Here is a 20,211-nt window from a genome sequence, read left to right as displayed (position 1 = left end):
GGCTCAATCCCCCGTCAAAATCCGGTCGACGAGCTGCTTCACCGTCGGGGTGAAGTTGTTCGAGTAAAAGGGATCGGTCTTGAAATTGAACGCGGCGTGGCCCGCAAACATCAGATTCTGCTCGGGATCGCCGCCGTGCGCGATGTCCTGCAGCGTCTTTTGGATGCAAAAGCTGCGCGGGTCGGCGAGGTAGCCGGTGGTGTAATCGTCATGGTCCTTCCACGACGAAAAGCCGCAATGCGACAGGCAGCCCATGCAGTCGGTCTGGTCCTTGCGGATCACCGCCTTGTCGTCGGGGGTCACAAACACCACCGTGTTATCGGGGGTCTTCAGCGCCTCGGTATAGCCCTCGGCCGCCCAGTCGCGCGCCCTTGCCCGGTCATGCGGGGTGACCCAGAAATTCTTGCCCTTCACCCCGACGTCGAGCTGGACGATATGATCGCCCGCTTCTTGTTTCGAGTAAGGAATTTGGCGCTCCGACCGCGCTTCGAGATCGCGCAGGAACGGGGTGCGCACCGCGCTGGAGTAAAAACCGGTGGGCGAAAAGCGGTGCAGCAGCACGTCGCCGTCGTCGAGGGTGCGGAGGCGATCCTTCCACGCCTGCGGGATCGGGCTTTCTTCGGTCAGCAGCGGGCGGGTGCCGTACTGGAACACGATCTGGCCAAGCTCGGGATTGTCGATCCAGTTTTCCCAATCGCGCAGATACCAGACGCCGCCCGCCATCACGATCGGCACAGAGTCGGCGATCCCCTCGGCGCGCATCGTTTCGCGCACCGCGGCGACGCGCGGATAGGGATCCTGCGGGACCAGAGGGTCTTCGGCGTTCGAAAGGCCGTTGTGCCCGCCCGCGAGCCACGGATCCTCATAAACCACCGCGCCCAGCAGATGCGGCACCTTGTGATAGGCGCGCTTCCACAGCGCGCGAAAGGCGCGGGCCGAGCTGATGATCGGCAGATACATGACATTGTGGCGCTCGGCGATTTCGCTGAGCTTGTAGGGCATCCCGGCGCCGCAGGTGACCCCCGCGACCATGCCCTTGGTCCGCGCCAGCACGCCTTCCAATATCTGCTGGGCGCCGCCCATTTCCCACAATACGTTGATGTTGATCGCGCCCTTGCCGCCCGACACCTCATAAGCGCGCTCGACCTGCGCCACCGCGCCTTCGATGCCGTAGTGGATCAGTTCCTCGTGGCGTTCCTTGCGGGTCAGCGACTTGTAAACCTGCGGGACGATCTTGCCCTCGGCGTCATAGCTGTCGGCGTTGACCGCCGACACGGTGCCGATACCGCCCGCCGCGGCCCAGGCCCCGCTCGACATATGGTTGGTCGCCGACACGCCCTTGCCGCCCTCGACCAACGGCCAGACTTCACGTCCGCCGTAAAGGATGGGCTTCAATCCTTTGAACATTTTAAATCTCTTTCTCTCCACCGGCCGTTCCCTTTCCGGCCAGTCCCCGTGCCGGTTCCGTAAGCGGAAGCGCGCGGCGAAAGTCAATGGTTCCGCGGCTGGCTAACCCGCAAACAGGCGGCGGCCTTTGAGCGCTTTACCATAGAGTTTTTGATACGCCGCGACCATCGTCGATTCATCGAACCGCTGAGCCGCCACGCGCCGGTTTGCGGTGCCGATCCGGGCGCGCAGCTCGCCGTCGGCGACCAGTGCAGCCAAGGCAGCGCGAAAAGCCGTTTCGTCGTTGGCGACAAAGCGCCGGTTGTCGGGCGCCACCATCGCCGCGACATCGCCGACATCGGGGCTCGCCACGGGCAGGCCCGCCGCCATCGCCTCGATCACCGCGATCGGCGCCTGCTCGCTTTGCGACGACAGCGCGAGCAAATCGAAATGGCCGATCCAGCACGCGGGCTGGGCCATGAACCCCGGCATCACCAGCCGATCGGCGATCCCGCACGCCGCCGCTTCGGCGGCAATCGCCGCGCGCTCCGGTCCCTCGCCGACAATGACCAGCCTGACGTTCGCGGGCAAAGCGGCAACCGCGCGCACCAGCCGCGGCAGATCCTTGACCTTGCGCAGCCCGGCGACGGTGCCGATCACCACCTCGCCCGCGCGCCGCTCCAGCCCCGGAATCGCCACCGACGGTTCGGCGCCATAGGCCGCGGTGTCGATACCGTTGCGGATCACCACCGTCCGTCGCCGCGCGCGCCATTCGTCGGCGGCGATCCGTTCGAGCAGCGTCGACGGCACCACGAGCGCCTCGGCCGTCGGCAGCGCGAGACGGCGAAAGCCATTGCGTTTCCAGTTGCGCCGGACGCTCTCATCCTCGTTGAACCCGTCCTCGTGGTGGATCAGCGGCGGCAAATCGCGGAACGGCGCCAGGACGCGGTGCGCCATCACCCCGTCCATCGCCCCCCAATTATAGCTGAGCACCAGGTCGAACTGTTGCATATAGGCGGCAAGGTTTCGGTAGCGCGCCGGTCCCGGCTTGCCGTGCAGCGGCGGGGCGTCAGCCGGAAATTCGACGTCGATCGCCGGGGCGATTGCATCGCGCGCGCCCATCGCATCGGGCACTGCCGACAATATGCTGTGACGCGCGCGCGGCCCCATCAGGTTCATCAGCCGAACGGCGCGCGCCTCCTTGCCGCCCAGTGAAAAGCTGGAATGCAGGTGCAGCAGGCGCACAGGAGCCTTGGCGCCGGTCACGCGGCGGGCAGCGCCGCCAGCCAGGCGTCGATCGCCGCGACCGCTTCGGGTTCGTCCATCGTCGGCGCGTGGCCGACCCCCGACACCTCGACCAGCCGCGCGTACGGCAGCGCGGCGACCATCTTCTCGCCCGCCGACCGCGCCAAAATATCCGACAGTTCGCCGCGCAGGATCAGCAACGGACCGTCGCCGAGCGCGCGATAGACCGGCCAGAGGTCGAAAGGCGCCTCGCCCCCAGGGGTACGCAGCGGCGCCGCGATTTGCTTGTCATAATCGGTGACGATGCGGCCTTCGGGGGTCAGTCGGTGGGTGCGCTTGGTCAGGCGCAGCCAGTCGTGGATACCGAAATGCGGATAGATCGCACCGTTGAGATCGGCATAAGCGCGCGCCGCGTGCATCCACGTGGGCTGGCTGCCCCCTGCGCCGATATAATCGCGGATCCGCTCCAGCCCGGCGGTTTGCAGTTCGGGTCCAACGTCGTTCAAAACGGCACCGACGAGCCGTCCCGGCAGCGTCGCCGCCATCAACATCGACACCAGCCCGCCCAGCGAGGTGCCGATCGTTGCGAAACGATCGATGCCCAGTTCATCGAGCAGCGCGACGACATCCTGGACATAGGTCAGCGGCACATAGGTCATCGGATCCTTGGCATAAGCGCTTTCACCGCGGCCGCGGAATTCGATGACAATCGTCTTGCGGTGCCGGGCGACGTGCGGCGCGAGCAGCTCGAAATCGCGGGCGTTGCGGGCGAGACCCGGCATGCACAGCACGGGTGGCGCCGTCCCGGCCCCCTCCGGCCCCGCATAGACGCGCGCATGCAGCCGCACACCGTCGCCCGACCACCAATATTGGTCCGACCAGTCGCGGCGGCTGTCCTGCTTGGCCAATATGGCACATCCCCTTGGCTGATGTCCTTGCGCGTCCCGGCGCGCTGGAGTCGCTTGCGTCTATCGCCAACCACGCCGCGCGGTGCAAGCAATCCGTCATAGCAAACCGCAGCGCAGGTTGCCGCCACCGCCTTTCACCGATAAGACCCGATCGACCATGAGCGAACCCCTGCTTTCCTTCGAACCCGCAACCGGCGAAGAACTGTGGCGCGGCGCGGTCAGCCATGTCGATGACGAAGTGGACATCGCGCGGCGCGCCTGGCCCGAATGGGCGGCCAAACCCGTTACCTTCCGCACCGAAACGCTGCGCCGCTTCGCCGATCGGGTCAAAGCCGAAGGCGAGGTTTTCGCCGACCTGATCGCGCGTGAAACCGGCAAGCCATTGTGGGAAGCGCGCACCGAGGTCGAATCGGTGGTGAACAAGGTCAATATTTCGGTCACCGCTTACGCCGAGCGCACCCCGAACCGGCGGATCGAAGGCGCGATGGGGCTGCGCAACGCGGTGCGCCACAAACCGCATGGCGCGCTCGCGGTACTCGGCCCGTATAATTTCCCCGCGCATCTGCCGAACGGCCATATTGTCCCGGCGCTGATCGCGGGCAATTCGGTGCTGTTCAAACCGTCGGAAAAGACCCCCGCGGTCGGCGCCAAGCTGGTCGAACTGTTCCACAGCGCCGGGGTGCCGGAAGCGGTGCTGCGCCTGATCGTCGGCGGCCCCGACACGGGCAAGGCGCTGGCGGGGCATGCGGGCATCGACGGCCTGCTGTTCACCGGCTCGGCGCGCACCGGCCTGGCGCTCAACCGCCAGTTCGCCGACCAGCCGGGCAAGATGCTGGCGCTGGAGATGGGCGGCAACAATCCGATCGTCGTGTGGGACACCGCCGACATCCGCACCGCCGCGATCCTGGTGGTCCAGTCGGCGTTCCTCAGCGCCGGGCAACGGTGCAGCAATGCGCGGCGGCTGATCGTGCGTGACAGCCTGGCCGACGCGCTGCTTGAAGAGGTCAAGACGCTCGCGGGCCGGCTCATCGTCGATCATCCGCACGCCGACCCCGCGCCCTATATGGGGCCGGTGATCGACAATGAGGCCGCCGATCACCTGACCGAAAGCTTTCTGATCCTGATGTCGAACGGCGGCCAGGTGATCCGCCACATGACGCGGCCGATCGCCGGGCGCCCGTTCCTGACCCCCGGCATCATCGACGTGACCGGCATGCCCGAACGCCCCGACATCGAGCTGTTCGGCCCGTTGCTGCAAGTGATCCGCGTCGACAGTTTCGAGGCGGCGATCGCCGAGGCGAACAACACCGCCTTTGGCCTGTCGGCGGCGCTGATCGGCGGGACGCCGCAGCTGTACGACCAGTTCTGGGCCAATGCCCGCGCCGGGGTGATCAACTGGAACCGCCCGACCAACGGCGCCTCGTCGGCCGCGCCTTTTGGCGGCGTCGGCCTGTCGGGCAATCACCGCCCCAGCGCCTTTTACGCCGCCGATTATTGCGCCTATCCGGTCGCGAGCAGCGAAAGCGACGCGATGCGCGCGTCGATCGGCGTGGGACTGCGCGATCCCGAAGGGTCGCAGCTGGTGACGAAGAAATATTTATAGACCCTATATTCCCCGTTCGTGCTGAGCTTGTCGAAGCACCGTTCTTCTTGTGAACGTCGCAAGGGAAGAACGGCCCTTCGACAAGCTCAGGGCAAACGGGTTCTGGACGCCCAATTTTACCTACACCCCCGTCAACAAAGCCTGCTTTGCGCTTTCCGGGTACGTGAACCATCTTCGCCAGCATGGAAAAGACTCTCCCCTCGGCTGGCAAGCTCTGGCTGGTCGGCGCTGGTCCAGGCGACCCCGATCTGCTGACGCTGCGCGCGGCGCGGTTGCTGGCGAGCGCCGATCTGGTCGTCCATGACGGACTGGTCGGTGACGGCGTGCTCGCGCTGATCCCGGCGCATGTGGAGCGGATCAGCGTCGCCAAGCAGCGCAGCCGCCACACGATGAAGCAGGAATTGATCAACGAACTGCTCGTCCGCGAAACGCGGGCGGGCAAGCAGGTCGTGCGGCTGAAGGGCGGCGATCCGTTCATCTTCGGGCGCGGCGGCGAAGAACTGGGCGCCGCGCGTGCCGCCGGAGTCGCGTGCGAGGTCGTCCCCGGCATCACCGCCGCAGCCGGTTGCGCGGCGCAGGCGGGGCTCCCCCTCACCCATCGCGATGACGCCAGCGCGGTCAGCTTCGTGGCCGGTCAGTGCAAGGATCTGTCCGATCAGGACTGGTCGGGGCTCGCGGGTCATGGCCGCACCCTCGTCATCTACATGGGCCTCGCGACCGCGCACGCCATTGCCGACAAGCTGATTGCCGACGGCGTGTCGCCGGACCTCCCCGTCGCGGTAATCGAGCGTGGCACCACCGCCGACGCCCGCGTCCTGCGCACGCTGCTGACCGATCTTGGCGACCTTGTCGCACGCGAGGCGGTGAAGAGTCCGGCGCTGATCATCGTCGGCAAGGTCGCGGCGCGCGCTGACGCGCTCGACTGCCTCGGCGCCCCCGGCGTTGCCGAAAAACTAGGGAATTTTGCATGAAATTGCTCACGGGCAACGACCTGAAAACAGGTTTCGTCACCTGGTGGACCGGCGCCGACTGGTCGCTGCATATCGAGGACGCCGCGGACGTCGGCGAGCATGGCGAGGCGATCCTTGCGGTCGAGGAAGCCGCGCGCCGCGTCAATGCGCCCTATATCATCGCGGGCGAAGCCACCGCCGACGGCCCGCGCCCCGCGCATATCAAGGACCGCATCCGCGCATTGGGTCCGACCGTGCGCCCCGACCTGACATTGAAACCCGCCGACCCCGCGGCCGGCGACTGGGTGATCTGATATGTATAAATATGACGAATATGACCAGCAGATGGTCGACGCACGCGTCGCCGAATTCGCCGATCAGGTAAAGCGCCGCCTGGCGGGCGAAATCACCGAGGATCAGTTCAAGCCGCTGCGCCTGATGAACGGCCTGTATCTCCAGCTTCACGCCTACATGCTGCGCGTCGCAGTGCCCTATGGCACGCTCGACGGGCGTCAGTTGCGGTTGCTCGCGCACATCGCGCGCAAATATGACCGCGATTACGGCCATTTCACTACCCGCCAGAATATCCAGTATAACTGGATCAAGCTGGAGGATGCCCCAGCGATCCTCGAAGACCTGGCGTCGGTCGAGATGCACGCGATCCAGACCAGCGGCAATTGCATCCGCAACATCAGCTCCGACCAGTGGGCGGGCGCCGCCGCCGACGAGCGGACCGATCCGCGTCCGTGGGCCGAACTGCTCCGCCAATGGTCGAGCTTTCACCCCGAATTCAGCTATCTGCCGCGCAAGTTCAAGATCGCGGTCATCGCCGCCGACGAAGATCGCGCCGCGATGCGGCTCCACGACATCGGCATCCAGATCGTCGAGCGTGACGGCGTGCACGGTGCCGCTTTCTATGTCGGCGGCGGCATGGGCCGCACCCCGATGATCGCGCCGCTGATCAAGGATTTCGTGCCGCTGGACGATCTGCTGAGCTACGCCGAGGCGTGCCTGCGCGTCTACAACCGCTATGGCCGCCGCGACAATATCTACAAGGCGCGGATCAAGATCCTGATCCACGAACTCGGCGCCGACGAATATCGCCGCCAGGTCGATGCCGAATGGGCGCATGTGAAGTCGCTCGGCATCGATCCGCCCAAGGCCGAATTCGACCGCATCGCGGCGCAATTCGCCATGCCGCCGCTCGATACCAGCGCACCCGATGCGATCGATCGCAGCGACCCCGATTTCGCAGTCTGGGTCGACCAGAATGTCGCGGCGCACAAGGTGCCGGGCCACGCGATCGTCAACATCAGCCTGAAGCCCATCGGCGGCATCCCCGGCGACGCCAGCTCGGCGCAGATCGACCTGATGGCCGACCTCGCCGAGAAATACAGCCATGACGAGCTGCGCGTCACCCACGCGCAGAACATCGTCCTGCCCCACGTCCGCAAGGCCGATCTTTACGCGATCTGGCAGGCGCTCGACGGCGCAGGTCTCGCGACGCCGAACCTCGACCTGATCAGCGACATCATCGCCTGCCCCGGGCTCGATTATTGCAGCCTCGCCAACGCGCGCTCGATCCCGGTCGCGCAGAAGATCGCGCAGCGCTTTGCCGACCCGGCGCGGCAGCGCGACCTCGGCGAGCTCAAGCTCAAGATTTCGGGCTGCATCAACGCCTGCGGCCATCACCACGCCGGGCATATCGGCATATTGGGCGTCGACCGCAAAGGCACCGAAAACTACCAGCTGCTGCTCGGCGGCTCGGGCGCGGAGGACGTCTCGCTCGGCACGATCACCGGCCCCGGTTTCGACGAGGACGGTATCGTCGACGCGATCGAACGCGTCACGGACAAATATCTCAGCGAACGCACCGACGGCGAACGCTTCGTCGACACCTTCCGCCGCGTCGGCATGGCGCCGTTCAAGGAGGCGATCTATGGTTGAGCATCTGCACAGCGATGGCGAGGAGCCCTGCGTCACCCTCGACGCCTTTCTCGACCAGTCGAACGCGACCGCGGTGCGGCTCGAATCGGATGAGGACGCGCGCGCGCTGATTCCGCATCTCGATCGGCTCGCGCTGATCGAGGTTGCGTTTCCGAAATTCCGCGACGGCCGCGGCTATTCGTCGGCGCGCATCCTGCGCGAGGCGGGCTATACCGGCGAACTGCGCGCGCAGGGCGACGTGCTGGTCGACCAGATCGCCTATCTGAAACGCTGCGGTTTCGACAGCTTCGCACCCGAAAAATCGCTCAATCCCGCCGATGTCGAGGCCGCGCTCAGCCGCTGGCCCGAACATTATCAAACCGCCGCCGACGCTGCGGTGCCGATCTGGAAGCTGAGGCATGGCTGACGTGAAGGCCTCTCCCGCCACAGGCCGCGAAGACCGCACCCGCGATCGTATCGACGTTGCGCCGCGTTTCACCGACGCCGACGTGATCCGCCTGAACAATCTGTTCCGCGGTCAGGACGCCGCCGAGGTGGTCGCCAGCGTCATCGGCGCGGGCCTGCTCGGCGACACCGCGATCGTCTCCAGCTTTGGCGCCGAAAGCGCCGTGCTGCTGCATCTGGTGGCCCAGGTCGCGCCCGACATGCCGGTGCTGTTTCTCGACACCGGCAAGCATTTCCCCGAAACTTTGGCCTATCGCGACATCCTCGCCGCTCGGCTCGGGCTCAATATCGTCAACCTGACCCCCGACACCGACGATCTCGCGGCCAAGGACGCAACCGAATTGCGCTGGTCCTATGACCCCGACGGCTGCTGCGAAATCCGCAAGGTCAAACCGCTCGAAAAGGCGCTCGCCGATTTCGATGCGTCGATCACCGGGCGCAAGGGCTTCCAGTCATCGACGCGACAGGGCCTGCCGCGCTTCGAGCTCGATGGCACGACCGGCCGTTTGAAATTCAATCCGCTCGCAAACTGGACGCGCGCCGATCTCGACGCCTATTTCGACGCGCACGACCTGCCGCGCCACCCGCTGGAGGCCCAAGGCTATCCGTCGATTGGCTGCTCGCCGTGCACGTCAAAGGTTCAGCCGGGCGAAGATCCCCGCTCGGGTCGCTGGCGCGGCTGGGACAAGACCGAATGCGGCATCCACGAAACGGTGTCGCCGATCGGTGACGACCCGGCGAACGATCCGGCATTCTGACCCTTGCGTCACCCCGGCGAGGGATGACGACGGCAGCTACTCATAATCCTCATACGCCATGCCATTGTCGGCAAGGTCGCTGAATTTCGTGATATGCGATTCGAACCGCAACCTTATCCGACCGGTCGAACCATGGCGCTGCTTGGCGATGATCAGCTCCGCCGTTCCATGGACGCGCTCCATTTTTTCGTGCCAGTCCACATAGGCCTGTTGCAGCTTCGTATCATTCTGGTCGGGTTCCTGCGCGGCGAGGTAATAATCTTCGCGGAACACGAACATCACCATATCGGCGTCCTGTTCGATCGAGCCTGATTCGCGCAAGTCCGACAGCAGCGGGCGCTTGTCCTCGCGCTGCTCGACCGCGCGGCTAAGCTGCGACAGCGCCATCACCGGGACGTTCAATTCCTTCGCCAGCGTCTTTAAACCGCGCGAAATTTCCGAAATTTCCTGCACGCGGTTGTCGCCCGCTTTTGACGTTCCCTGAAGCAGCTGCAGATAGTCGACGATGATCAGACCGATGCCGTGCCGCCGCTGCAAGCGCCGCGCGCGCGTTCGCAGGCCCGCGATGGTCAACCCCGGCGTGTCGTCGATGAACAGCGGCAGCGTCTGAAGCTGCTGCGCCGCGCGCGACAGCTTTTGAAACTGTTCCTTGCTGATCTTACCCATGCGCAGCGCTTCGCCCGACACTTCCGACTGTTCGGCGAGCACGCGGGTCGCAAGCTGGTCGGCGGACATTTCCAGGCTGAAGAACGCGACCTTGGCGCCCATATTCTTTTCGGGCGGGATGCCGTCGCCTTCGTCGCGGCGGAACCGCTCGGCCGCATTATAGGCGATGTTGGTGGCAAGCGAGGTCTTGCCCATACCCGGACGCCCCGCCAGGATCATCAAGTCGGAATTGTGCATGCCGCCGATCTTGGCATTCATGCTGGAAAGACCGGTGGTAACGCCCGACAGGTGACCGCCCGAATTGAGCGCGCGCTCGGCCCCGTCGAGCGCCATCTTGGACGCCTGGCTAAAGCTTTTGACCGTCCCCATCTCGGCCTCGCCGCCCGCGACGCGATACAGCGCGGTTTCGGCTTCCTCGATCTGCGACTGCGGATCAACGCGTTCGCTGGTGTCGAGCGCATTGTCGACGAGCACCCGGCCAACCCCGACCAGTTCGCGCAGCAGCGCGAGGTCGAAAATCTGTCGCGCAAAATCGCGCGCGCCGATCAGGCCGGCGCCGCTGCCGGTCAGCTGCGCGAGATAGCCCGGGCCGCCGACCGCCTTCATTGCTTCGTCGCTGTCAAAAAACGGCTTCAGCGTCACCGGGGTCGCGATGCTGTTGCGCTCGATCAGCGCCATCGCCTGCTGGAAAATCCGGCCGTGCAGCGGCTCAAAGAAATGATCGGGTGTGAGCGCCACCGGCAGATCCTCGACGACTCGGTTGTCGATCAGGATCGCGCCGAGAAACGCAGCCTCGGCCTCGATATTGCGCGGCAATTGGCGTTCGTCGCCGGCGGACGCCGACGGAGAGAGGCGGACAACATCTAACATGGTCGCTTCATGCTCTGTCGCTGCGCGAGGCGCAACCGGCCAGGCGATTCCTTTCTGCGCCGCCGTGGAGGCATCTGGGGATAAGTCCGAAATTCCGTTCGTGTCGAGCGAAGTCGAGACACGTTGGGTCGCGCACGTCTTCGCGTGTCTCGACTTCGCTCGACACGAACGGGAGCAGGGGGATCTTTACGCCCCCTTGCCCTTCGCCCCGCGCCAAGTAGAAGCACAGGCAGTATGGCCGACGCAGACCCTTCCCGACAGCGCATCATTTCGGTCGAACTCGACGAGGGTTCGATCGTCTGGCGCAACCCCGATGTTGAACAGGAACGCCGCGTCGCGATCTTCGACCTGATCGAGGATAATAAATTCGTGCCGCAACGCGGCCACCCCGATGGCTATGCCGGTCCTTACCGCCTGATGCTGCGCGTCGAGGAAGGGCGGCTGATCTTTGAAATCTCGCGCGAAGACGGCTCGCCGCTCGAAGCGATCATCTTGGGGCTGGGGCGTTTCCGCCGCCCGATCCGCGACTATTTTGCAATTTGCGACTCTTATTATCAGGCGATCAAGACTTCGACCGCGCAGCAGATCGAAACCGTCGATATGGCACGCCGCGGCCTGCATAACGAGGCGGCCGAGATGCTGATGGACCGGCTCGACGGCAAGATCGCGGTCGATTTCGACACGGCGAGACGGCTGTTCACGCTGATCTGCGTCTTGCACATCAAGGGTTGACGCGTGGCGACGGGGGCCATCAAACGCAAGGGTCCGGCCAGCCTGGGCAGCAATTGGCGCGCCGCGGTCGCGCGCCTGCTGCGACGCATCGGCGCGGCGATCGTGCTGACGCTGCTCGCGGCGGGCCTGTCGCTGTGGTGGGCGGCGCGATGGATCCCCGACCGGGCTCTCTATCCGACGCAGGGGGTGACGATCGACGCGGGCAATGGCGACGTCCAATGGGGATCGATCAAGGCCGCAGGCGCCGATTTTGCCTATGTCATGGGGACCGATGGCACCCGCGGCATCGACGCCAAATTCGCCCGCAACATGGCCGCGGCGCGCGAGGCGGGGGTGCAGACCGGTGCGATCCACCGTTACAGCCTGTGCCAGCTGGCGACCGACCAGGCGGCCAATTTCATCCGCCACGTTCCGCGCCGCGCCGACGCGCTGCCCGCGGTGGTGTGGCTCGACTATGATGATCGCTGCCCCGACCGCCCCACCCGCGCGCTGCTATTGTCCGAACTCGCGACCTTTCTGGCGCAGATCGAGGCGCATATGGGCAAGCGCAGCCTGATCGCGCCCGGCCCGGCGTTCGAGAGCGACTATCAGGTGACCAAAGGCATCGCGCGCACCATCTGGCTGCGCCGCGATTTTTTCGAACCCGATTACGCCGCGCACCCCTGGGCGATGTGGCAGGCGAATGATTATGTCCGCCTGTCGGGGGCCGATGGCACCGTCGGGTGGAACGTCGTCCGCCCCGAAGGAGACTCGCGATGACCGAAGCCCGTGACGAACTGATTGCCGCCGCCCGCGATGCCGCGAGCCGCGCCTATGCACCCTATTCGGGCTTTCACGTCGGCGCGGCGCTGCTGCTCAAGAACGGCGATGTCGTCACCGGGGCGAATGTCGAAAACGCCAGCTATGGCCTGACCCTCTGCGCCGAGACCGCCGCGGTCGCCAAGATCGCCAACGAGGGCTGGATCGGCGAGCTTGCCGAAGTCGCGATCATCGGCGGCCGTCCCGACGGCGACGCGCTGCTGGGCAGCGACCCGGTCAACCCGTGCGGGCGCTGCCGCCAGATATTGAACGAAGCCGCCGAGCGATCGCAGGCAGACATCCTCGTCCATTGCGCGTCGGGCGACGGGACGTTGGTCAAGACCTACAAACTCAGCGAGCTGCTGCCCGCCGCCTTTGGGCCGAAGGATCTGGGGCTAGTCTGAATTCCCGCTGCACCGTGCCCCTGCGAAGGCAGGGGCCCATCTCCGACCGTGGCATCACGGCGGCGCGGTGGCGAAGGGCGAGAGCTTGGGTGATGGGCCCCTGCCTTCGCAGGGGCGCAGGAATATCGTCGACTGACCGCTTGCGCGAATCTGCGCACGCCGACAAACAGCGGCATGGCCATTCTTTCCGATCGCTGGATTCGCGAAGCCGCCCAGACGCAGGGCATGATCGAACCGTTTGTCGAGGCGCAGCGCCGCGACGGGTGCATCAGCTATGGCCTGTCGTCCTACGGCTATGACGCGCGCGTCGCGCCCGAGTTCAAGATCTTCACCAACGTCGATTCGACGATCGTCGATCCCAAGGATTTTGATCCCAAGAATTTCGTCGACCGCGAAACCGACGTCTGCATCATCCCGCCGAACAGCTTCGCGCTCGCCCGCACCGTCGAATATTTCCGGATACCGCGCGACGTGCTGGTCATTTGCCTCGGCAAATCGACCTATGCGCGCTGCGGCATCATCGTCAACGTCACCCCGCTCGAGCCCGGCTGGGAGGGTCATGTGACGCTGGAGTTTTCCAACACCACCCCCCTGCCCGCCAAGATTTACGCCAATGAGGGCGCGTGCCAGTTCCTGTTCCTCCAGGGCAACGAGCCGTGCGAGACGAGCTACGCCGACCGCGCGGGCAAATATATGGGGCAAAAGGGCGTCACGCTGCCCAAGCTTTGACGCGGAACCTCCACCCGCCCCGCGCGTCCTGACAGGACAAGCGGATGGGGCATCGTTTGGAGGATAGACGCATGTCCATGATTGCCGTTTTTATCGGGCGCCTGTTCATCGCCGTGATTTTTATCGTGTCGGGGATCAACAAGCTGATCCACGTCAACGACACCACCGCCATGATTGCCGCCGCGGGGCTGCCCGGCGGGCTCGCGATCCCGACCGGATTGTTCGAACTCGTCGCCGGGGTGTGTATCGCGCTCGGCATCGCGGTGCGGCTGTGGTCGATCCTGCTCGCGGGCTTCGTCCTCGCGACGATCCTGTTCTTCCACCGCGAATTTACCGATCCCGTGCAAGCCATGGCGGCGATGAAGAATCTCGCGATCGCGGGCGGCCTGCTCAGCCTGTTCGGCTACGGCCATACCCGCTGGAGCTATGACGCACTGCGCCAGCGTCGCCGCGACGAGCTGACAGCGCACAAGGCGCAGCAGCATGCGGCGGAAGCCGAGCTGCGCGCCGCGCGCGCCGAAGGCCGCGCCGAGGCGGTCGGCGCGCCCGTGGTGGTCGAAAAGCGGCCCTTCTGGCGTCGCTGACTCACACTTCACCGGTGCTCCGACGCTTCGCGCTTGGCATCGGCCCCGCGCTGCGCTAGCCTCCCTTTACGTTTACGTAAGGGGAGGCTTTCATGGCCAGCCGGGAATTTGACATCATCGTCTATGGCGCCACCGGGTTCACCGGTCGGCTCGTCGCCGAATATCTTGCCGCACATTATGCGAGCCGCAAGGACGCGCCGAAATGGGCGATGGCGGGGCGCAGCGCCGCCAAGCTCGCCGAAGTGCGCGACCTGATCGGCGCGCCCGTCGATACGCCGTTGGTCGTCGCCGACGCCAGCGATCCCGCGACCCTCGACGCCATGGCGGCGCGCACGCACGTTATCCTGACCACCGTCGGCCCTTATCAGCTGTACGGCAGCGAACTGGTCGCTGCCTGCGTCCAGGCGGGCACCGCCTACGCCGATCTGTGCGGCGAACCGGGCTGGATGCGCGAGATGATCGACGCGCATCAGGATGCGGCCAAAGCGTCGGGCGCGCGGATCACCTTCAGCTGCGGCTTCGATTCGATCCCGTTCGACCTTGGCGTCCATTTCCTGCAAGCCGAAGCGGTGAAGCGCCATGGCAAACCCGCGCCGCGGGTCAAGGGCCGCGTCCGCAAGATGGCGGGCGGCGCATCGGGCGGCACCATCGCCAGCCTGACAGAGACGTTGAAGGCGATCGCCAAAAAGCCCTCGCTCGCGCTGCTCCTCAAATCCAGCTTTGCGCTGACCCCCGGGTTCGAGGGGCCGTCGCAGCCGACCGGGCTGATCCCCGAATATGACAGCGCCACCGGCACCTGGACCGCGCCCTTTGTCATGGCGCCGATCAACACCAAGAATGTCCACCGCACCAACTTCCTGCTCGGCCACACCTGGGGCGCCGATCTGGTCTATGACGAGATGGTCATGACGACGATCGGCGACGCCGGCAAAGCGATGGCCGAAGCAATGGCAAAGGCCAACCCGTTCGGCGAATCCAAGCTCAAACCCGGCGAAGGGCCGAGCCAGGAAGAGCGCGAAAACGGCTTTTACGACATATTGTTCATCGGCGAATATCCCGACGGCACCACCGTTCGTGCCAGTGTCCAGGGCGACCGCGATCCCGGCTATGGCTCGACGTCAAAGATGCTGGCCGAAACCGGCATCGCGCTGCTCGCGAACAAGGGCGACGGCGGGGTGTGGACCCCGGGCGCCTTGCTCGGCGACGCGCTGATCGCGCGGCTGACCGAACATGCCGGACTGACCTTCCAGATCGAGGGCTGACCCCTTGTCCGTTCGTGCTGAGCCTTTCGAAGCACTGTTCTTTCCCTCTCTGCCGGAAAAAGAAAGAACGGCCCTTCGACAAGCTCAGGGCGAACGGCGTTGTTGGATCCAATGAAAAGAACAGAACCCAAATGACCGACCAAACCTCCCCCAGCGCGCTCGACGCGCTGCTTTCGACGCTGCGTACCGAAGGCGGCGTGGCGAAGGCGCATATCGACGACGGCTGGATGCAGGGCCGCACCGCTTATGGCGGGATCAGCTCGGCGGTCGCGCTGGCGGGAACGATGGCGCTCCACCCCACCGACACGCCGCTGCGTTATGCCCAGATCAGCTTCGTCGGCCCGGTCGGCGGCGATTGCACCGTGAACACCCGCGTCCTGCGCCAGTCGAAATCGTCGCTGTTTGTCGAGGCGGGGGTATCGAGCGACGCCGGTTTCGGCACCGCCGCGATGTTTGCGTTCTCGCCCGATCGTCCGAGCCACCTCGATCACAACCGCCTGTCGATGCCCGACTGCCCAGCGCCCGAAACGCTCGCCCCGGTGCCCGACCATCACGCGCGGCCATCGTTCGTGCGCCATTTCGACATGCGCCCGACGACCGGACCGCGCTTTGCGTGGAAAAGCGAGGTCGGCGAATATCTGACGTGGGTGCGCTTTGTCGAGGAACCCGCCTGCCACCCCGCGGTCGCGCTGCTCGCGATGGGCGACGCCCTGCCCCCCGCCGCGATGGCGCTGTTCAGCGAATTCGGCCCGATCAGCTCGATGAACTGGACCGTCAACATGCTGACCGGCGATCCGCAAACCGACGACGGCTGGTGGCTGCTGTCGGCCAAGACCGGCTTTGCCCGCCACGGGCTGTCGGTGCAGGACATGATGTTGTGGAACCGCACCGGCGAACCGGTGCTCAGCGGCAGCCAGGCGATCGCGATTTACGCTTAGGTCGCGGTCGGCAACGCCATCACCGCGTCCAGCCCACAGTCGGCGCGATTGACCAAGGTCAGCGTCCCGCCCTCGCCCTCCGCAATGTCGCGCGCGATCGACAGGCCCAGGCCCGACCCGCCGGTCGCGCGGTTGCGCGAGCCTTCGCCCCGTGCAAAGGGCTCGATCAACGTCCGGATCTGCTCATCGGTCAGGCCGGGGCCGTCATCCGACACGATGATCCGCACCTCGCCCGCGGCGCGTTCGACCGACAGGCGGGCACACACACCATAGGTCGCCGCATTGTCGATCAGATTGCGCAGCGCGCGGCGCAGCAGCAATGGGCGCGCCATCACGGCGGCATCGGCGGCGGCGGCGACCGTCACATCCTTGCCGCGCTCGCGATAATCGGCGGCGAGTTCCTCGACCAGCCCGCGCAGCGCCACCGGCTCGCGCGCCTCGGTCCCCGCCCCCGATCGCGCGAGCGCCAATATATCGGTCAGCATCGCCGCCATTTCCTCGATCGAGGCGACCATCTTGTCGCGCAGCGCGTCGTCATCGACTTGCTCAACCCGCACCCGCAGGCTGGCAAGCGGCGTCCGTAAGTCGTGACCGACCGCGCCGAGCATGCGATCCTTGTCCGACAGCATCGTCGCAATCCGGCCGCGATAGGCGTTGAAGGCAATGATCAGGTCGCGAACGTCCGATGGCCCTTCCTCCTCGATCGGGGTCGCATCGCGCAGCGCCGGATTGGACCGGGCTGCGCGCGTCAGGTCGCGCAGCGGCGCGGCGGCGCGCCAGGCAATGACCATGATCGGAATAAGCAGTAACAGGTAGAGCGACAGCGTTTGCCAGACCAGAAATCCCTGCAGGCGATTGCCGCCGGTCTGGATCCGGCTGCGCACCGCAATGTAGCGATTGTCGATCTTCGCCGACACGATCACCGTGCGGCCGGGGAAATTGGGTCGCAGCCGGGGGCGCTGTGGCAGCGCCCAGGCGTCGACCGCCTGTGCCTGCATATCGGCTTCGTTCAACAGATCGGCAACATAATCAGAGAGTTCGGGCAATCGCACCGCCCCGGTCGGGACGGCAACCGGGCGATCCGAAATCACCAGCTTCCTGGGGTTTTCGCGCTCGTCGTGGGCGCTGCGACGCGGGTCGGGCGCTCCGCGGAAATCGCCGCGTCGGTCGCGATCGACCGCATCGATAATCCGCGCCACCGCCATGCCGCCGCCATGCGCCAAAGTCTGCTGTTTCTGCCCGCGCACCAGCAGCGCGAAATTGATCGCCTGTGCGACGAACAGCATCAGCGCGACGGCAAAGACCAGCTGGCCGATCAGGCTGCGGGGCCACAGGCGGATTTTCACGCTGCCGGTCCCATCCGCTTCACTTCGCACGCCAGCGTATAGCCGCCGCCCCACACCGTCTTGACGATCTGCGGATGCGCTGCGTCGATCTCGATCTTCTTGCGGAGGCGGCTGACCAGGTTGTCGATCGCGCGGTCGAAAATATCGGCCTCGCGCCCGCGCACCAGATCGAGCAGCCGGTCGCGGCTCATCACCTGCCGCGGATGGCGTACCAGCGCATGGAGCAGATGATATTCGCCCGACGATAGTGCGACCTCGTTACCATCGCTGTCGACCAGCACCCGCTCGACTTCGCGGAGCACCCAGTCGGCAAAGGCATAGCTGGTGCCGCCGGGGTCGAGCATCCGCCCGCCCTGCTGCGTCCGCCGCAGCACGGTGCGGATGCGCGCGACCAGCTCGCGCGGGTTGAACGGTTTGACGACATAATCGTCGGCGCCGATCTCCAGCCCGACGATCCGTTCGGTATCCTCGGCGCGCGCGGTCAGCAGAATGACGGGAATACTGCTCGCCTCGCGCAAATGGCGGGTCAATGACAAGCCGTCCTCGCCGGGCATCATGATGTCGCTGACGACCAGGTCGACCGATTGCGCGCGCAGCACCGATCGCGCCTCGGCGGCGCTCGCCGCGGCGGTCACCGCAAAGCCCTGCGCCGCCAGATATTCGGTCAGCGGCTCACGGATCGACGGCTCGTCGTCGATCAGCAGGATGCGCGGGGAATCGGTGTCGGCCATCGTCGATCCATTGGAAATGCTGGTTCGCCCACCGGCCGAAGGGCCGATGGGCGATAGCTGGCAGGGACCAGCGGCAAAGGCAATGCCGGGAGGGGGGAAGAAAGCCTGCCCCGTACCGCTGGCCCCGGCCAAATGCTTATTCGCCGGCGGGGGCGGCCGACGGCGCAGCGCGCTTGGCGCGCCATTCGCCGCGCTGCGCCTGGCGCTCCTCGGCGGTCACCTGACCATCCTTGTTGGCGTCCGCCGCATCGAAGCGCGCGAGCGCAGCGGTCTGGAATTCGGCCTGGCTGATCGCCTTGTCGCCATTGGTGTCGGCCTTGGCCATCATGCCCCCGCGCATGCCGTGGTGGCCGCCGCGCTTGCCATGACCGCGCATGCCGTGGCGCTTGCCTTCACCAGCCTCACCGGCATCGGCGCGCTTGTCGCCACGTTCGGCGCGCTTCGCGGCGCGATCGGCGCGATGCTGGTCCCATTCGGCCTTGCTGATGCTGCCATTGCCGTCGGCATCGATCGCGGCGAACATCTTGGCCTGCCGTTCGGTATGCTGCGCGGCGCGGTCGGCGGGGTCGATCTTGCCGTCCTTGTTCGCATCCATTCGCGCGAACATCTGGGTGGCATGCGCCTGCGCTTCGGCGCGGGTCAGCGTGCCATTCCCGTCGGCATCGCCCTTGGCGCCGGGGGCGGCGATCACAGGCACGGCGATCAGCGCCGCACCCAGCGTCAAAAATGCGATTTTCTTGTTCATGTCCGAACTCCTTCATGGGTGTTCCGGGCAAAGGCCGGATCCCGATGAGGGCGTTCTAGGCGCCATTTGTCCCAGTCGGTTGCCGGATCGGCGCAAAATTGTCGCAAAATGTCGCAATCCGGCCGCGCCGTTCATCGTGGCGCAAAGCGTGCGGGGCCGCGCGGTCGCAAGACGACCGGTCGCACCATCGCGTCGGTCGTCCTGCCAAGGCGCTTACGGGCTGACCGGCGCGTCCTCGTCGCCATCGGCGACCAGCACGATCGCGGTAATCCCCGCGAGCAGGCCGATCAGCCCGATGATCCAGCTCGAATTGCCCTCGAGTTCGCTTTCGCCCGCAACTGCCGATCCGGCGCGCGCGCCCGCGGCGGCCGACGCCGCGACCGGCGTCAACACGGCGGACGATGCCGCCAGGGCGATCACAAGCTTTTTGACCATGCGCATGTCATTCTCCATCGATTGAACAAGAAGGTTGAACCCGAACAACGGCTCGGCGGCGGCGATTGATCCCGCCGCGCGCGGCGTTCGTCGCGTTAATCGGACGGGTGAACCGGAGCGCGGCAAACGCGGGCGGCGCAGATTGGGGATTGCGCAATCGGTCGCGGCTGCGTCTATGCAAGGCGATGACAACAGGAGAGACTATGCCCGCATCGCTACCCCGCCACCTGCTGCTGGCGGCCGCCGGCCTCGGCCTTATCGTTCCCACAGCGACCGGCGCCGAACCCACGCAGGGTACCGCCTGGCTCAACCGTCAGATGGCGGCACTCGCCCAGCGGCACGGCGCCGACGGCTGGCACGTCACACCCAGCGGGCTGCGCTGGCGCCGCATCGCCGGCGACGGCAGCGGCGCGCGGCCCGGCCCGACCGACCGCGTGACGGTCCATTATGTCGGCACTCTCGCCGATGGACAGGAATTCGACAGTTCGATCAAGCGCGGCCTGCCCACGACCTTTCCGCTGAATCGCGTCATCAAGGGGTGGCAGGAAGGGGTCGCGCTGATGGGCGTCGGCGACAAGGTCGAACTCGCGATCCCCTACCAACTCGCCTATGGTGCCGAAGGCAAAGGCCCGATCCCGGGCACGGCGACCTTGCTATTCACGGTCGAGCTGCTGGGCGTCGAAACGATGGAATGATTGGCGAAGTCTGGAGGTAGCGGGAACAGAAATTG

The 20,211-nt window shown here is 65.8% G+C and carries 22 protein-coding genes; 14 read left to right on the top strand and 8 right to left on the bottom strand.

Annotation, left to right across the window (positions count from 1 at the left end):
* Positions 1–3: 3 nt before the first annotated feature.
* From ACTIFP_RS07745 to ACTIFP_RS07735, 3 genes are all read right to left on the bottom strand, one after another.
* The gene (locus ACTIFP_RS07745; RefSeq protein ID WP_439568132.1) at positions 4–1,407 is read right to left on the bottom strand and encodes an NAD(P)H-dependent flavin oxidoreductase; all 1,404 of its coding nucleotides are present in this window, start codon (positions 1,405–1,407) and stop codon (positions 4–6) included.
* Positions 1,408–1,509: 102 nt separating this feature from the next.
* Complete coding sequence (locus ACTIFP_RS07740) at positions 1,510–2,652, bottom strand: glycosyltransferase family 4 protein (protein WP_439568131.1); 1,143 nt, start codon at positions 2,650–2,652, stop codon at positions 1,510–1,512.
* Positions 2,649–3,539 carry an alpha/beta fold hydrolase gene (locus ACTIFP_RS07735; protein ID WP_439568130.1) on the bottom strand — a complete coding sequence of 297 codons (891 nt, stop codon included), beginning with the start codon at positions 3,537–3,539 and terminating at the stop codon, positions 2,649–2,651. The genes ACTIFP_RS07740 and ACTIFP_RS07735 overlap by 4 nt, the downstream gene beginning before the upstream one ends.
* 157 nt (positions 3,540–3,696) lie before the next feature.
* On the opposite strand from ACTIFP_RS07735, the gene astD reads away from it, so the two are divergent.
* From astD to ACTIFP_RS07705, 6 genes are all read left to right on the top strand, one after another.
* The gene (astD, locus tag ACTIFP_RS07730; RefSeq protein WP_439568129.1) at positions 3,697–5,142 is read left to right on the top strand and encodes a succinylglutamate-semialdehyde dehydrogenase; all 1,446 of its coding nucleotides are present in this window, start codon (positions 3,697–3,699) and stop codon (positions 5,140–5,142) included.
* 182 nt (positions 5,143–5,324) lie between these two features.
* A complete protein-coding gene (gene cobA / locus ACTIFP_RS07725) occupies positions 5,325–6,113 on the top strand; it encodes a uroporphyrinogen-III C-methyltransferase (protein WP_439568128.1) in 789 nt (262 codons plus the stop codon).
* Entirely contained in the window at positions 6,110–6,406 is a 297-nt protein-coding gene (locus ACTIFP_RS07720; protein WP_439568127.1) for a DUF2849 domain-containing protein, read from the top strand. Before cobA ends, ACTIFP_RS07720 begins: the two co-directional genes overlap by 4 nt.
* 1 nt (position 6,407) lies before the next feature.
* On the top strand, positions 6,408–8,039 hold the full coding sequence (locus ACTIFP_RS07715) for a nitrite/sulfite reductase (protein ID WP_439568126.1): 1,632 nt from the start codon (positions 6,408–6,410) through the stop codon (positions 8,037–8,039).
* Positions 8,032–8,445: a DUF934 domain-containing protein gene (locus ACTIFP_RS07710; RefSeq protein ID WP_439568125.1), complete on the top strand. Its 414-nt coding sequence runs from the start codon at positions 8,032–8,034 to the stop codon at positions 8,443–8,445. The genes ACTIFP_RS07715 and ACTIFP_RS07710 overlap by 8 nt, the downstream gene beginning before the upstream one ends.
* Positions 8,438–9,241: a phosphoadenylyl-sulfate reductase gene (locus tag ACTIFP_RS07705; protein ID WP_439568124.1), complete on the top strand. Its 804-nt coding sequence runs from the start codon at positions 8,438–8,440 to the stop codon at positions 9,239–9,241. Before ACTIFP_RS07710 ends, ACTIFP_RS07705 begins: the two co-directional genes overlap by 8 nt.
* 36 nt (positions 9,242–9,277) lie before the next feature.
* Here the strand turns inward: ACTIFP_RS07705 and ACTIFP_RS07700 are convergent, their stop codons facing one another.
* Positions 9,278–10,777 carry a replicative DNA helicase gene (locus tag ACTIFP_RS07700; RefSeq protein WP_439568123.1) on the bottom strand — a complete coding sequence of 500 codons (1,500 nt, stop codon included), beginning with the start codon at positions 10,775–10,777 and terminating at the stop codon, positions 9,278–9,280.
* A gap of 234 nt (positions 10,778–11,011) precedes the next feature.
* Here ACTIFP_RS07700 and ACTIFP_RS07695 point away from each other — a divergent pair, with 234 nt between their 5' ends.
* The 7 genes from ACTIFP_RS07695 to ACTIFP_RS07665 all read left to right on the top strand — a co-directional run bounded on the left by ACTIFP_RS07695 (position 11,012) and on the right by ACTIFP_RS07665 (position 16,224).
* Complete coding sequence (locus ACTIFP_RS07695) at positions 11,012–11,509, top strand: UPF0262 family protein (protein ID WP_310084397.1); 498 nt, start codon at positions 11,012–11,014, stop codon at positions 11,507–11,509.
* Positions 11,510–11,512: 3 nt separating this feature from the next.
* Positions 11,513–12,268, top strand: a complete 756-nt coding sequence (locus ACTIFP_RS07690) for a glycoside hydrolase family 25 protein (RefSeq protein ID WP_439568122.1) — start codon at positions 11,513–11,515, stop codon at positions 12,266–12,268.
* On the top strand, positions 12,265–12,711 hold the full coding sequence (locus tag ACTIFP_RS07685) for a cytidine deaminase (RefSeq protein WP_439568121.1): 447 nt from the start codon (positions 12,265–12,267) through the stop codon (positions 12,709–12,711). The genes ACTIFP_RS07690 and ACTIFP_RS07685 overlap by 4 nt, the downstream gene beginning before the upstream one ends.
* A 174-nt stretch (positions 12,712–12,885) precedes the next feature.
* Positions 12,886–13,440, top strand: coding sequence for a dCTP deaminase (gene dcd, locus ACTIFP_RS07680; RefSeq protein ID WP_093512738.1), 555 nt, complete (start codon positions 12,886–12,888; stop codon positions 13,438–13,440).
* Between the two features lie 71 nt (positions 13,441–13,511).
* Entirely contained in the window at positions 13,512–14,024 is a 513-nt protein-coding gene (locus ACTIFP_RS07675) for a DoxX family protein (RefSeq protein ID WP_439568120.1), read from the top strand.
* Between the two features lie 92 nt (positions 14,025–14,116).
* Positions 14,117–15,286 carry a saccharopine dehydrogenase family protein gene (locus ACTIFP_RS07670; RefSeq protein WP_439568119.1) on the top strand — a complete coding sequence of 390 codons (1,170 nt, stop codon included), beginning with the start codon at positions 14,117–14,119 and terminating at the stop codon, positions 15,284–15,286.
* A gap of 131 nt (positions 15,287–15,417) precedes the next feature.
* On the top strand, positions 15,418–16,224 hold the full coding sequence (locus tag ACTIFP_RS07665; protein WP_439568118.1) for an acyl-CoA thioesterase: 807 nt from the start codon (positions 15,418–15,420) through the stop codon (positions 16,222–16,224).
* Here ACTIFP_RS07665 and ACTIFP_RS07660 read toward each other — a convergent pair.
* The 4 genes from ACTIFP_RS07660 to ACTIFP_RS07645 all read right to left on the bottom strand — a co-directional run bounded on the left by ACTIFP_RS07660 (position 16,221) and on the right by ACTIFP_RS07645 (position 19,487).
* Entirely contained in the window at positions 16,221–17,570 is a 1,350-nt protein-coding gene (locus ACTIFP_RS07660) for a sensor histidine kinase (protein ID WP_439568117.1), read from the bottom strand. The genes ACTIFP_RS07665 and ACTIFP_RS07660 overlap by 4 nt on opposite strands.
* Positions 17,567–18,301, bottom strand: a complete 735-nt coding sequence (locus ACTIFP_RS07655; protein WP_439568116.1) for a response regulator — start codon at positions 18,299–18,301, stop codon at positions 17,567–17,569. Before ACTIFP_RS07655 ends, ACTIFP_RS07660 begins: the two co-directional genes overlap by 4 nt.
* A gap of 136 nt (positions 18,302–18,437) precedes the next feature.
* Entirely contained in the window at positions 18,438–19,046 is a 609-nt protein-coding gene (locus ACTIFP_RS07650; RefSeq protein ID WP_439568115.1) for an EF-hand domain-containing protein, read from the bottom strand.
* Positions 19,047–19,259: 213 nt separating this feature from the next.
* Entirely contained in the window at positions 19,260–19,487 is a 228-nt protein-coding gene (locus tag ACTIFP_RS07645) for a hypothetical protein (protein WP_439568114.1), read from the bottom strand.
* A gap of 179 nt (positions 19,488–19,666) precedes the next feature.
* Here ACTIFP_RS07645 and ACTIFP_RS07640 point away from each other — a divergent pair, with 179 nt between their 5' ends.
* Positions 19,667–20,176: an FKBP-type peptidyl-prolyl cis-trans isomerase gene (locus ACTIFP_RS07640; RefSeq protein WP_439568113.1), complete on the top strand. Its 510-nt coding sequence runs from the start codon at positions 19,667–19,669 to the stop codon at positions 20,174–20,176.
* Positions 20,177–20,211 lie beyond the last annotated feature (35 nt).

The sequence above is a fragment of the Sphingopyxis sp. genome (assembly GCF_051861155.1).
GTDB lineage: Bacteria > Pseudomonadota > Alphaproteobacteria > Sphingomonadales > Sphingomonadaceae > Sphingopyxis.
Note: the sequence above shows the minus strand (reverse complement) of the source record. Positions and strands in the feature narration are given on the sequence as shown.